The organism is Pseudomonas putida, assembly GCA_029953615.1.
Taxonomy (GTDB): domain Bacteria; phylum Pseudomonadota; class Gammaproteobacteria; order Pseudomonadales; family Pseudomonadaceae; genus Aquipseudomonas.
The window spans coordinates 3,817,574-3,831,231 of record CP124529.1 but is presented as its reverse complement, the minus strand read 5'-3'; the positions used below and the strand labels follow the sequence as shown (position 1 = coordinate 3,831,231).

Here is a 13,658-nt window from a genome sequence, read left to right as displayed (position 1 = left end):
GACCCCCGCGTTTCGCACCCGTAGCACCTGATTCAACCGCCTTCACTCACCCAAAGAAGACCGTCGCCGTGCCCCTCAAGACCCTCACTGTATTTGGCACCCGCCCAGAGGCCATCAAAATGGCCCCCCTGGCCCTCAACCTTGCCCAGGACGACCGTTTCGAGTCGCGCGTTTGCGTAACTGGCCAGCACCGCCAGATGCTCGACCAGGTACTGGAGCTGTTCGAGATCACGCCCGACTACGACTTGAACATCATGAAGCCCGGCCAGGACCTGACCGACGTAACCACGGCCATCCTGCAGGGTCTGAAGCCTGTGCTGGCCGAGTTCAAGCCCGACGTGGTGCTGGTGCACGGGGACACCGCGACAACCCTGGCTACCAGCCTGGCGGCGTACTACCAGCAGATTCCGATTGCCCACGTGGAGGCCGGCCTGCGTACTGGCAACCTGTATTCGCCATGGCCTGAAGAAGGCAACCGCCGCCTGACCGGCGCATTGGCCGCCCTGCACTTCGCGCCGACCTCTACTTCGCAGGACAACCTGCTGCGCGAAGGCACCGACGCCGCGACCATCTACACCACTGGCAACACTGTGATCGACGCGCTGCTGGAAGTGGTCCGCAAGCTGGAAAGCCCCGCGCTGAAAAGCCAGTTCGAAACCCGGTTCAGCTTCCTGAACCCCGAGCGCCGCATGGTGCTGGTCACCGGCCACCGCCGGGAAAACTTTGGTGGCGGCTTCGAGCGCATCTGCCAGGCGCTGGTACAAACCGCGCGCCAATTTCCTGACGTGGATATCGTGTACCCGGTGCACCTCAACCCGAATGTGCGCGAACCGGTCAACCGCCTGCTGGCCGACGTCAACAACATTCACCTGATCGAGCCGCTGGACTACCTGCCGTTCGTCTACCTGATGACCCGTTCCTACCTGATCCTGACCGACTCCGGCGGCATCCAGGAAGAAGCCCCTGCCCTGGGCAAACCGGTACTGGTCATGCGTGACACCACCGAGCGCCCGGAAGCCGTGGCCGCCGGTACCGTCAAGCTGGTGGGTACCGATGTGGAATCGATCACCGAACACCTGGCGAAACTGCTCACCGACGAAACGACCTATCGCGAGATGAGCTTTGCCCACAACCCCTACGGCGATGGAAAAGCGTGCGCGCGAATCCTCGACGCACTCTCCGCCTTCTCTAACTCCAAGGACGCAGCATGAGCTTCAATAAAATTTCCGTCGTAGGCCTGGGCTATATCGGCCTGCCAACCGCCGCCGTTTTCGCCGCCCGCAAAAAGCACGTGATCGGTATCGATGTAAACCAGCACGCTGTCGACACCATCAACCGTGGCGAAATCCACATTGTCGAGCCTGAGCTGGACATGGTGGTACACGCTGCGGTAACCGAAGGCTTCCTGCGTGCCTCCACCGTTCCGGAAGCTGCCGACGCCTTCCTGATCGCCGTACCAACCCCGTTCATGGATGACCACCAGCCGGACCTGAGCTACATCGAGTCCGCCAGCAAGGCCATCGCGCCCGTGCTGAAAAAGGGTGACCTGGTCATCCTAGAGTCCACCTCCCCGGTCGGTGCCACCGAGCAGATGGCCTTCTGGCTGGCCCAGGCCCGCCCGGACCTGAGCTTCCCGCAAACCCACGGTGAAGACTCCGACATCCGCGTTGCCCACTGCCCTGAGCGCGTACTGCCAGGCCACGTCCTGCGCGAGCTGGTGGAAAACGACCGCATCATCGGCGGCATGACCAGCAAGTGCTCCGAAGCGGCCGTACGCCTGTACCGCACCTTCGTTGAAGGCGAGTGCATCGTCACCAACGCTCGCACCGCGGAAATGTGCAAGCTGACCGAAAACAGCTTCCGTGACGTGAACATCGCCTTCGCCAACGAACTGTCGATCATTTGCGACAAGCTGGACATCGATGTGTGGGAGCTGATTCGCCTGGCCAACCACCACCCGCGCGTCAACATCCTGCAGCCTGGCCCAGGCGTGGGCGGCCACTGCATCGCCGTCGACCCATGGTTCATCGTCAGCCAGACCCCAGAGCAGGCGCGCCTGATCCGCACCGCCCGCGTGGTCAACGACAGCAAGCCTGAGTGGGTGATCGACAAGGTCAAGATGGCCTTGGCCAACTTCCTGATCAAGAACCCGGGCAAGTCGGCCCAGCAAGTGAAGATCGCCTGCTACGGCCTGGCCTTCAAGGCCGACATCGACGACCTGCGCGAAAGCCCGGCCCTGAGCATCGCCGAGCGCCTGGGCAACGAGCTGGAAGCCACCCTGCAACTGGTGGAACCGAACATCGAAGCCCTGCCGCAGCGCCTGGCGCGCCACGAGCACGTGGAATTCGACTACGCGCAGGATAGCGCCGACATCCACGTACTGCTGGTGAAGCACCGCGAATTCCGCGGCACATTCAATGTGCGTGAAGCAGCATTCGTGATCGACGCCGCAGGCGTTACCCAGGCTTGATGGACCCCACCGCATGAACAACCCCACGCTTGAGAAACCTACCGTGAACACAGAGCTGCCTTCACCTTTGGCCGATATTCATGACCGCGTGATGGAAGCCTATTACGGCAAGCTGGGGGATCAGTTCATGCGGGAAACGCAGTCCCGCATCCACTGGATCTGCGCCCAGGTCAAAGGGCGCCGGATCCTGGATGTTGGCTGCTCGCAGGGTATCGTGCCCCTGCTGCTGGCACGTGAAGGCTGCCTGGTCACCGGCGTGGACACCAGCCCGCAGGCCATCGAAGAGGCCAAGGGCTACCTGTCTACCGAACCGGCCCACATCCAGCAGAACGTCACGTATATCAATTCAGACTTCCTCGCGCTGGACACGCTCGAGGCTGAACCGGACACCGTTGTCATCAGCGAAGTGCTCGAGCACCTGGTACGCCCGGAGCTGTTCGTCGAAAAGGCCCACGACCTGCTAAAGCAGGGTGGCCGACTGGTGATTACCGTACCGTTCGGGGTCAATGACTTCATTGACCACAAGCACACGTTCTACCTGATGGAACCGTTCCGGCTGCTGGCCGAGTACTTGCAGATCATCGACGTGAAGATGCTCGGCAAATGGCTGGGCATCGTTGCCGTGAAGAACGAAACGCACAAGCCGGGTGCTATCGACTCGCTGGCCATTGAACGGGTTCGCGAGCTGGAAAGGGCGTTCGAATCGGTCGAACGCAGCTTGCGTGAGAATATCGCTGCGATGAACAAGCGCCTGGAAGAGGCGAACAAGAAATACCGCACTGCTACTGAGCAAATCACGCTGCTCAGGCCAGAAGCGCAAAAAGTTGAAGCGCTTTCCAGGCAGTTGCAAACGCGCGAAGCAGATATCGTAACGCTGCAAAAAACCAACCGGGAGCTCCTCGAAGCCAAGGCACAGCATGCCCAGGAGTTTGAAGAGACGATGCAGCGGTTGGTAGAAGCCAACAAGAAGTATCGTGTTGCGACTGAGCAGTATGGCCAACTGGAACAGCAGTTAGCTGCGGTTGAAAAGGCTCGCGCAGAAGACTTGGTTGGCACGCAACAGCAATTCGATGACTTGCAGAATCAGCACGCGAAAACGCAAAAGCAATTGACAGAGGCGATTGAGGAGCTGCGTGGTTCGGCAGAAAAGCAACAGACTCAGGACGAGCAGCTCAAGGCGGTTACGAAGCAGCTATCCCAGGTACGGCAAACCAACGATAGCCACGTCGCGACGATCACCGACCTGCGTGCCTATCAAGCAGCATTGAAGGCCGAACAGGAAAGCCAGCTGCAACAAGCGGCCGACCTGCTGCTCGATGCACGACAGAACAATGCAGAGCATATCGACGCGATCACCGCGTTACGTGCACAACAGGCGGCATTGCAGGCCGAACTGGCAAGCCAGGTGCAGGCAATGAGCGACTATCAAGCTCAGGCTCAACGCGCAGAGGCAACCTATCTGCAGAATATCGCAGAGTTGCAGGCACAGAAAACGGCAGTGGAATCCGACCTCGATCAACACTTGCAGGCAACCAGCGAGCTTCAGGCACAGGCTGACCAAGCCAACGCAGCCCATATGGAAACCATCGCAGGATTGCATGAGCAGCTGGCTGCGATGGGTGTCGAGCTGCAAGACCAGATTGAGGCAACGACCCGTCTGCAATCCCAAAGCAAGCAGGATATTGCTGAGAAAGACAACACGATTACTACGCTGCGCATGCGCCAAGCGGAACTGGAAGCCGAACTTGAAAGCGAGTTGGAGTATATGAACGAATTGCAGGCCCAAACCCAACGGGCCGACGCTGCTCAGGCAGAGACCATTGCCCTGTTGAAGGCACGTCAAGCTGAACTGGAGGCTGAGCTGACCAAGCAGCGGCAAGCCATGAGCGAACTGCAGCTGCAAAGCCAGCTGGCCAATGCAGCTCAAGCTGACACGGTCGCAGTGCTGCAAAGTCGGCAGGCTGAATTGGAAGTTCAGCTGCAATTGATGAATGACGTTCAGGCACAAAGCCAGCGTGAGCATGCCGCCCAGGCGAGCTCCATCAATGCCTTGGTTGAACAGCGAACCCAGCTGGAAGGCCAGCTACAAAAGCTGACCTCTGCCAATACTGAATCTGAAGAAGCGCGGAAGGCCCTGACAGAGACCATTGCGTCGCTCAACCAGGCTAAAAACATGCTGGAAGAGCAACTGATGCTTGAAAGCGCCAGCCGTCACGCTGCTGAAGCCAGCCTCGCTGCCACCAATAAGGAATGGCAACGGTTTACGCCAGCAACTTGAAACCGAGCTCAACTCGTCCAAGGCAGGCCTGGGTGCGGCAAACATGAAGTACCGCGCCCTGACCGGCGAACAGATCCCACAGTTGAAGGCCAGCCTAAGTCAGTTGCTTGAGCGCAGTGCCGCTCAGCAGCGCAAGATCGACGAGCTCAATGAAAACCTCGAGCGCGCCAATACCCAGCGCCACCTGGCAGAGCAGCGCCTGGTCAAAACCCGTGCGAGCATGACCTATCAGCTTGGCTACCAGATCAAGAACAGCGCCACCTCGCTGGGCGGCCTGGTCAAGCTGCCAGTACGCCTGCTGCGCCTTTACCGCAAAGCCAGCCAGCAACGCCAGCAGAACGAGCAGAAGTTGCTGGCCAGCGAACCGCGCAAGGCGCTGCTGCCGCCGGCACCTGTGCAAGATGAAAACTACCTGAAGCTACCGGCAGCCCTGCCGACCAGCGAGCAGAGCCGCACCACCCTGCTGCGTCAGGCGGACCAGCCTGTCAGCCGCCTGAAAGTGGCGTGCGTGATGGATGAGTTCACCTTCGGCTCCTATCGTTTTGAATGTGACCTGATGCCGCTCACCCCAACCAACTGGAAAGCGGAAATCGAAGGCTTTGGCCCGGAATTGCTGTTCATCGAGTCTGCATGGCGCGGCAAGGATGATCTATGGGGCAGCAAAGTGGGCCACAACGGCCAGGAACTGCAGGACATTCTGGCCTGGTGCCGTCAGAACAAGGTTCCGACCGTATTCTGGAACAAGGAAGACCCGGTTCACTTCGAGACCTTCCTGACTACCGCCAAGCACTTCGACCACGTATTCACCACCGATATCGACTGTATTCACCGCTACAAAGGAGCACTCGGTCACGACCGCGTCTACCTGCTGCCGTTCGCCTGCCAGCCTGCCCTGCACAACCCGGTCGAGCTGTACGAACGCAAGGACGCCTTCTGCTTTGCCGGCGCTTACTATGTTCGTTACCCCGAACGTACTCGCGACCTGGGCAACTTCGTCTGCGAGCTGCCGAAATTCCGTCCGCTGGAAATCTTCGACCGCAATTTCGGCAAGAATGATGCAAACTACCAGTTCCCCGAGGAATACCAGCCCTATATCGTCGGTACCCTGCCCTTCGAGAAGATCGACACGGCCTACAAGGGCTACCGCTATGCGATCAACCTGAACTCGATCAAGCAATCGCAATCGATGTTTGCCCGTCGCGTCTTCGAATTGCTTGGCTGCAACACCCTGACCGTGAGCAACTTCTCGCGCGGCGTACGCCTGCTGTTCGGCGATCTGGTAGTTACCACCGACAACGGCGAGGAAATGCTGCGCCGACTGCAATTGTTGGCCGAAGACCCACTGAACAGTGACAAGCTGCGGCTGGCGGCCCTGCGCAAAGTGATGCAGGAGCACACCTACACCCAGCGCCTGGAATACGTGATGAGCAAGGTCACCGGTACCCCGAGGGCGCAGCGCCTCCCGGAAATCGTAGTGATCGGTGAAGCCCAGGACCGCGAACAGTTCGACACGTTGCGCGCCCACCTGAACCGCCAGACCTATAGCCAAGTGCGTATGGTCATCATCAGCGATGCCTACCAGAGCAGTATCGTCAGCGATGATCCACGCATCCTGGTGCTCAAGCCAGCGCAGCTGAAAAAGACCTCGTTGGGCGAGCTGGTTGGCAATACACCATGGGTCGCGGCCTTTGTGCCTGGCGACTATTATGGCCCGAACTATCTGCTCGACCTGGCGCTGGCCACTCGCTACAGCCGCGCCCAGGTAGTAGGTAAAGCGGCCCACTTCACCTGCAAGGGCCACAATGCGGAACTGCAGTGGAACGAACAGGCCTATCGGCCGACCCAGACCCTGAGCGCTCGTCGCTCGCTGGTTGCTACCGAAATCGTTGCCGGACAGCCGCTGCGCAATTGGCTTAAGAACCTGCCGTCACTGCAGTACACCCATGCCCAAGGCCTGGCCATCGACCCGTTCAACTATTGCGAGAACGGCGCTGCACAACATGAAAACATTAGCGCCAAGGTCGACGACCTCGAGCTGAACCTCGGCATGACCATCGACCAGTTGCAAGCACGCGCGGAGTCCATTGCCCCGCTGCAGATCAGCCACGACGCACCGGAGATCACCGGGCGCGGTTTGGCCGATATGTTTGGCGTCATCCGCAACAAGTTCGTTGACCTGGCCGTCGACGGCGATACCTGGCGCGTGCACTCCAAGCTGGCCGATGGCAAGCATGAATACATCTATGCCCAGCAGGAAGTCCGTGTGGATGAGTTGGGCTGCGACGATGGCCGTCTTAAGCTGTTCGTTGACTGCACCCCTGGCCTGAACCTGCAGCTGGTCGTGCTGTTCCTGGATGCCGACAAGCAGCGTATCAGCCATGTGATGCAGTATGCCAATCGCAACCAGACTGCCGACATTCCACCGGAAGCCGTCTACATTCGCTTCGGTCTGCGCGCCTATGCTGCAGGCAGTACCGAACTGAAGGCGCTGGTCTTGGGGCACCGCAACCTGCAGCCATCTGAAATGATGGGCCGCGGTGAGCACCTGCTACTGACCAACCACTACCCGACCTACTCCGACCTATACCGCAACAAGTTCGTGCACACTCGGGTCACGGCCTATCAGGAGCGCGGGGTCAACGTAGACGTATTCCGGCTGCGACCGAACGAAACGGTCAGCTACCACGAGTTCCAGAACGTCGACGTGGTTACCGGCTGCACTTCAACCTTGACAAAGATGCTCGAGAAAAATCGCTACAAGTCGATCCTCGTGCACTTTCTTGACGAGCAGATGTGGAACGCACTACGTCCGTTCTTGAATAGCACGCGCATCACTGTCTGGGTACATGGCGCAGATATCCAGCCTTGGTGGCGTCGTGAGTTCAACTTCACCTCTGATGAGCAACTTCGCCTGGGCAAGCTCGCCAGCGAAAAACGCATGACGTTCTGGCGCGAACTGCTGCAACCGATGCACCCGAACCTGAAACTGGTGTTCGTATCGCGCTACTTCGCGGAAGAAGTGATGGAAGACCTTGGATTCCGCCTACCGGAAGGTCAGTTCGAAATCATTCATAACCCGATCAACACCGAGTTGTTCGATCACCACGAGAAGTCGGTCGAGCAACGCAAGAAAGTGCTGTCCATTCGTCCGTATACTTCGAAGACCTATGCCAACGACCTGACCGTAAAAGCGATCCAGAGCCTGGCGGGCAAATCCTGGTTCAACGACATGGAGTTCTGCCTGATCGGCGACGGCCCACTGTTTGAGGAAACCCTGGAACCGCTGCGCAAGTTCGGCAACGTCAAAATCCAGCAGGGCTTCCTCAACCACACGGAAATTGCCGATACGCACAAGAACTACGGCATCTTCCTTTGCCCGAGCCGCATGGACACCCAAGGAGTATCCCGCGACGAAGCCATGTCGTCAGGTCTGGTGCCGGTCACCACAGCTGTAGCCGCTGTTCCCGAGTTTGTCGACAACACCTCCGGCTACGTGGTCGAACCAGAAAACTACGAGCAATTGGCCAAGGCGATCGAAGATATGTACCTCAATGGCAATACCTTCGTAGAAAAATCCAGGGCTGCGGCCAATCGAGTTCGCGGGCAAAGCGCCAGCAACAAGATGGCGGAGCGGGAAATCGCCGTGATTCAGAACCATTGAAGATATGTTGACGTCCGCTTTGAAGCACTTTGTTTTCACCAATTTTGGTATCGGCATCAAGGATGAACTGTGGCTGTCCTACAGGCTGGAGATCTTTGCCAACACCGTTCTCCCATCCTTGGCTAACCAAAGTAATCAAGGCTTCGAGTGGATCATCTTCATTGATGAAGCATTACCGGTCCTGCACCGCACGCGCCTTGAGCAGTTGCTGCGCGACACCGACCTGAATGCTCGCACGCTTCAGGTCAGCGACTACAGCATGGTCAGCCGCGAAGTCATGCTTCTGCTCAAGGGGGTCAATGCGGCGACATTGGTCACGGTCACGCATTGACGACGATGACTGTATCCATGAAAGCGTCATCGACCTGATTCAGTCCGAGGCCACCTCCGAGCACAATATCTCGGAGGTGTTATTGATCTCGCTGAAGAATGGCCTGGAATTTCTGCCTTCGGACCAATGCTATCGCCCAGTGGATTACGACACGCTGGCTCTGGCGCTGACGATGGTCGACAAAACCAGTGGCCCCAAGACACATGCTATTACCCAGTATGCGCATCATCTTGTCGTCACCACCCTGGAGCAGCAGCAGATCTCTGCCGAGCACATTCACCTCACACGTGGAGAGCCGCTGTACCTCTATACCAAGCATCCACTTAGCGATTCCTATTTCTTTGGCGCTCGGGCGCGCATACTTGGCGCCCCCGAAAGCGTCAAAGGTTTCGACCCAGCCCTGTTTGCACGGTTTGGCCTGCAACAACCACGGCTCGACTACCTGAGTCAACTACTCAGGCAATCGCCGCTGGGCATGCCTCACAAGTACCTAGAGAAACTCAACAACGTACGCCAACAGCTCAAGACTGAGCAAAAGAACATTGACGGCCCCGATACAGAGGTGGTGAACAGCCTCTTGTCACAGAAGGCCAGGCTTGAAAAAAACGCATCGCGGCCGAACCCCGTCAAAACGGGGTCTGGCAAAATACGCGTCGCAATTCTTGGCTCAAGCGCTTCCCATAATCTGTTCAAGTTCCAGAAAAAGACGCTGGAGCGCTTTGAGGTGTGTTTCTACATGTCTCAATCGTCGGTGATTTCGTACATGGCGCCGCCATGTCTCGATGCACGGTTCAGCGTTGAAGCAGAAGGCGCAGAGGCCAAGCGCGTTGAGTGGGATGCTTCGAAAGAGCATTGGCAACAACTCGAACAATCTCGCCCCGACATCGTCATTGTGGATTTCTTTGACGAGAGCATTGGTATTGCCACATTTGGCACTTCGATCGTGACGGCCAGCCCGTTGATGCTCAAGACGCTGGCTAAATGCGGTATCGAATACACCGTGCAGGCCCCTTGGAGTGAACAGGCAAAGCAGCTGCGCGCCTGGGCCCTGCCCATGTTCCTGGATCGCGTGGCCAGCCTGTGCCCGAACATCTTTGTGCATCAGGCCAACTGGGCGAGCCAGTACAAGAGCAAAGAAGTCGTTGCCAGTTTCGCTGGCAGCACATTCCAGGGCCTGATCGATCTGAACAACGCAATCATCGACCCGATGCTGGACAGCCTGGAAGACTCGATAGTCCCGGTAGAAAGAATTGGTGGCAAGGATGCCGGGCTGATAGCCGGTGGCACCCCGCGTTGGGCCTATTGCCCCTATCACTATGACAGTTCGTATTACAGAACCATTGCCAAACAAGCCTTAGCGAAGATGGTGCAATACGTATCGAAAAACGAGCACAAGTGGGCATTCTGCCCCTACTACTACCATGGCACCTACTACAGCACCGTTGCCAGGCAGTTGCTGGCACGGATCATCAATTGAAGTGACCACACCATGAAGCCATACGTTTTCATTATCGTGCTGCTGGCAATACTGACCGGTTGCGAACAGCCACCTGCAGCCGATGTAATTACAGATGTAAAGCCTGCCAATGCCCTGCATCTGAGTGACTCCACTTACGTGCTACTCAGAGGGACGCATCAGAAATCGCACAGGAAACCCAACAATGCGGGGTTCCTGAGCATGCATGAATTCGTTTACTCCGGCGTGGATAAAATTGCCGAAAATGACGTGTACGCGGTACTGAAAGCCAATGGCTACACCCGCAAGATCATCGTCAATGACTCCAATCAGTTCAAGGTACAGTATTACAAAAAGTCTGTACCTCCGATTGGCGCAATTTTTACCACACATAACAATGACGACGGTTACGAAACTCTCGCCAGTATTTATTGGCAGGAAAAGTGATGGAAACAAGCACGAAATTTGCACATACGCTTGCGGTTTGATATGAAACTTCAACAGCAGATCAAAGCGACTACCGGTTGGTGCATTTCCCTGGGCGTAAAATTCGTCCGGGTTGTACCCATTATTACGCTTTTGGTCCAAATCAGCACTTTAGCGAGCCAGATATTTCTTCTCTTGGCGTTTTTCCTGCCACTCAAAGTCATCATTCTGCTGGGCTCGGAAAAAATACCTGCCTATTTCCCGTCCATTTTGCATACGCTTGAAAAAGATCATCTGATATATTCACTGACCGCAGCGGCAGCGCTTTGCTACGTCGCCTACCTGTTATCAGAACTGGCCAGCGCGCTGCTTTGTCGCAACGGCACGCAAAAGCTTCTGGCACGCACTTCGAAGCTGAACCTGTTCGAGAACCAGGACAAGATTGCCACCAACGCTTACTCGCGCTTCAATCGTGCCATGGCCGGCGCAGCTTTCTTCAGCCTGAGCGCGCTCGCATTATTGTATGTGTACCCAAGCTTGCTGCTGGCGATTCTTGTTTACCTGGTCATTGCCAGCAGCGTTAGCGTCCTGGCCTACAACCACATCAGAAGAGTCCGCGAGAGCTTTCATCATCATTACGGCCCGATTCTCAACGCCCTGGCCGCAACTGGCTTTCTCCTGAGCTTTTTCTTCCTGGTTACCGACTTCCTGTATTACCAGCACAGCAAGATTTTCAATGCAGTGATTGCCGTGCTGATTATGCGCCAAGGGCTGCAGAGGCTGTCCAGCATGATCCTGGACGTGATCGGCCTGCGTATTCAGCATCGACAAGTCAACGCATTGTTCTATCAATCCCAGCCTCTTATCGAGCTTCGACCACAGAGTAACGGCCTGGAATACATTCTGGATGCCGAGAACAGGGAAAAGTGGGTCAAGGCACTGCTAGATAAGCTAGGCCTGGAAGCAGCCGACGGCTACAAGATGCATTGGCACCAGGTCGGCTTTGCCGATATTTATGCGTTCACCCTGCAACTGGAACAGCAGGACGACACCGGTACATTGCTGGTCAAAGTATTTGGAAGCAACATTTCATCTTCCGCCTTGCAGGAGCGCACGCTGCTGTCTACGCAACATGGTCTTCCAGACCTGCCATTCGTTGGTCACTATCGGGTGAACGATATTGACTGCCATGTCTACAAGTTTGACGGCGCTGAAAAGCTGATCGGCGGTCGGAAGATTGGCGAAGGCATTCTTGCGATCGCACGAAAACTGCTGCTGCTCGAACCCTCTGCAGAGCTGATCACGCAGTTTACGCGTACACGCCTGTACCTTGAGCAGCGCCTCGATGAAACCACAATCAACGCGTTGCGCCTGGCCTGCATCAACGAGGATGACACGAGTAACGTCGATAATATCATCGACAACTTGTCTGCCATTAACGGCTATCTCGCCACGCTTCCCCGCCAGATCGTACCGCTGGATATCACCAACAACACGCTTCTGGCTTCGCCTGGTTCCGGCTTTGTGCTCAGCCACTGGAGCAATTGGCGAATCGAAGCAATTGGCTGCAGCTGGCCAGTTGCCCAGAAGGACGCACTGTTTGAAACACTGCGCAGCGCAGATCAACGCCAGGTGCTGGCGTCGATCGACCCTCATAAAGTGTGGTTGGCCGCACTGATGTACATGCTGGAAAGACATATCGTGCGAAAAGACTATTCGGCGGCCCTTGCATTGACACCCGACATCGTTAATTGCATTGAGATTTTTGATACACCTGCAGCTGCAGAGGTGGTGACGCAATGACAAAAGTCTCGATGATCGTCTGGAATGAGTTCCTGAATGATGCGCGCGTAATGAAGGAAGCGCAAACGCTGCAACGTGCTGGCTACAAGGTGAGGGTGTTTGCGCTACATACGCCAGGCGTTACCCAGGAGCACACTGTACTGCAGGACGGCATTGAAGTCGTGCGCGTAGCCCGGTCCCCCCTGTGGAAACTGCGAAAGAAAAATATACCGGTTACCGCCAAGGCCACTGTCGAGGCAGCCAAACCCGCCTCGATCAAACCCAGCCTTAAGATGCTGATATTCAGAGCCATCGCGCGCGGCTGGACCCACTTTGCCCTGCTACTCAAGATGCTTGAGTACCGTGCTCCGGTGGTTCATTCACATGATGTAAATACCCTGCCGACTGCCTGGCTGGCTGCAAAGCTGTCGCAAGCCAAGCTGGTATATGACGCACATGAAATCAGTACCAGCCGCGAAGGTTACAAGAGCTTGAGAAAAGTGGTGGGGTTCGTCGAAAAACGGCTGATGCCGTGTGCCAATGGCACCATCACCACCACCGACGCACGCGCCAAATACTTCGCCAGAGCCTATGGCGTGCAGCGGCCACTGGTACTGCAAAACCGCCCGAGACTTGTCGAGAGTCCGCGTTCCAACAAGATCAGGGATGAACTGGGGCTGCTTGAACCATGGCCGATCGTGGTGTACCAGGGCGGCTTGCAACAAGGGCGCGGCCTGGAAAAGCTGATCCGCTGCGCACAGCATGTGCCTGATTGCTTCTTCGTGCTGATAGGCGGGGGCCGGCTGGCTCAGCCACTCATGGCGTTGGCACATGAATTGAATATTCAACATAAAGTCCACTTCATTCCGACAGTGGCATTGGCAGAATTACCGGCCTATACAGCATCCGCCGACATTGGTGTACAGCCAATCGAGAACACATGCCTCAATCATTACACGACGGATTCAAACAAACTCTTCGAGTATGTGATCGCCGGGTTGCCGGTGGTGGCCACGGATTTTCCAGAGATCCGCAAAATTGTCAGAGCCAACGAAATCGGCTTGCTGGTGCCAGAAAATGACGAGCAGGCGTTAAGCAACACGCTTGTGAAGTTGCTTGGCGATCACGAGCTTCGCGAACGCTTTGCCCGCAATGCGAGAATTACCGCACGGAATCTGAACTGGGAAACACAGGAAAAGAGCCTAGTCGATCTATATGAACGGGTGTTGTTTGCCCCGGCTCAAGCCAGGTAAC

Annotated in this window: 9 protein-coding genes; all 9 read left to right on the top strand. The window is 56.6% G+C overall.

Annotation, left to right across the window (positions count from 1 at the left end):
• The first annotated feature begins 68 nt into the window (after window positions 1-68).
• The 9 genes from wecB to QIY50_17555 all read left to right on the top strand — a co-directional run bounded on the left by wecB (window position 69) and on the right by QIY50_17555 (window position 13,657).
• On the top strand, window positions 69-1,211 hold the full coding sequence (gene wecB / locus QIY50_17595) for a UDP-N-acetylglucosamine 2-epimerase (non-hydrolyzing) (GenBank protein WGV19215.1): 1,143 nt from the start codon (window positions 69-71) through the stop codon (window positions 1,209-1,211).
• Window positions 1,208-2,470, top strand: a complete 1,263-nt coding sequence (gene wecC / locus QIY50_17590) for a UDP-N-acetyl-D-mannosamine dehydrogenase (GenBank protein WGV19214.1) — start codon at window positions 1,208-1,210, stop codon at window positions 2,468-2,470. The genes wecB and wecC overlap by 4 nt, the downstream gene beginning before the upstream one ends.
• A 13-nt stretch (window positions 2,471-2,483) precedes the next feature.
• Window positions 2,484-4,748, top strand: a complete 2,265-nt coding sequence (locus QIY50_17585; GenBank protein WGV19213.1) for a methyltransferase domain-containing protein — start codon at window positions 2,484-2,486, stop codon at window positions 4,746-4,748.
• Between the two features lie 43 nt (window positions 4,749-4,791).
• The gene (locus QIY50_17580; protein WGV19212.1) at window positions 4,792-8,409 is read left to right on the top strand and encodes a glycosyltransferase; all 3,618 of its coding nucleotides are present in this window, start codon (window positions 4,792-4,794) and stop codon (window positions 8,407-8,409) included.
• 4 nt (window positions 8,410-8,413) lie between these two features.
• Window positions 8,414-8,740, top strand: coding sequence for a glycosyltransferase (locus QIY50_17575; GenBank protein WGV19211.1), 327 nt, complete (start codon window positions 8,414-8,416; stop codon window positions 8,738-8,740).
• Between the two features lie 82 nt (window positions 8,741-8,822).
• Window positions 8,823-10,217: a DUF6270 domain-containing protein gene (locus QIY50_17570; protein ID WGV19210.1), complete on the top strand. Its 1,395-nt coding sequence runs from the start codon at window positions 8,823-8,825 to the stop codon at window positions 10,215-10,217.
• A 12-nt stretch (window positions 10,218-10,229) separates the two neighbouring features.
• Window positions 10,230-10,643, top strand: coding sequence for a hypothetical protein (locus QIY50_17565; protein ID WGV19209.1), 414 nt, complete (start codon window positions 10,230-10,232; stop codon window positions 10,641-10,643).
• A gap of 42 nt (window positions 10,644-10,685) precedes the next feature.
• A complete protein-coding gene (locus QIY50_17560) occupies window positions 10,686-12,425 on the top strand; it encodes a hypothetical protein (protein WGV19208.1) in 1,740 nt (579 codons plus the stop codon).
• On the top strand, window positions 12,422-13,657 hold the full coding sequence (locus tag QIY50_17555; GenBank protein ID WGV19207.1) for a glycosyltransferase family 4 protein: 1,236 nt from the start codon (window positions 12,422-12,424) through the stop codon (window positions 13,655-13,657). Before QIY50_17560 ends, QIY50_17555 begins: the two co-directional genes overlap by 4 nt.
• Window position 13,658 lies beyond the last annotated feature (1 nt).

What these genes read in the sequence shown, in the direction of transcription:
- wecC (WGV19214.1), top strand. Translation starts at nt 1,208, where the DNA reads ATGAGCTTCAATAAAATTTCCGTCGTAGGCCTGGGCTATATCGGCCTG.
- QIY50_17585 (WGV19213.1), top strand. Translation starts at nt 2,484, where the DNA reads ATGAACAACCCCACGCTTGAGAAACCTACCGTGAACACAGAGCTGCCT.
- QIY50_17580 (WGV19212.1), top strand. Translation starts at nt 4,792, where the DNA reads ATGAAGTACCGCGCCCTGACCGGCGAACAGATCCCACAGTTGAAGGCC.
- QIY50_17575 (WGV19211.1), top strand. Translation starts at nt 8,414, where the DNA reads ATGTTGACGTCCGCTTTGAAGCACTTTGTTTTCACCAATTTTGGTATC.
- QIY50_17565 (WGV19209.1), top strand. Translation starts at nt 10,230, where the DNA reads ATGAAGCCATACGTTTTCATTATCGTGCTGCTGGCAATACTGACCGGT.
- QIY50_17560 (WGV19208.1), top strand. Translation starts at nt 10,686, where the DNA reads ATGAAACTTCAACAGCAGATCAAAGCGACTACCGGTTGGTGCATTTCC.
- QIY50_17555 (WGV19207.1), top strand. Translation starts at nt 12,422, where the DNA reads ATGACAAAAGTCTCGATGATCGTCTGGAATGAGTTCCTGAATGATGCG.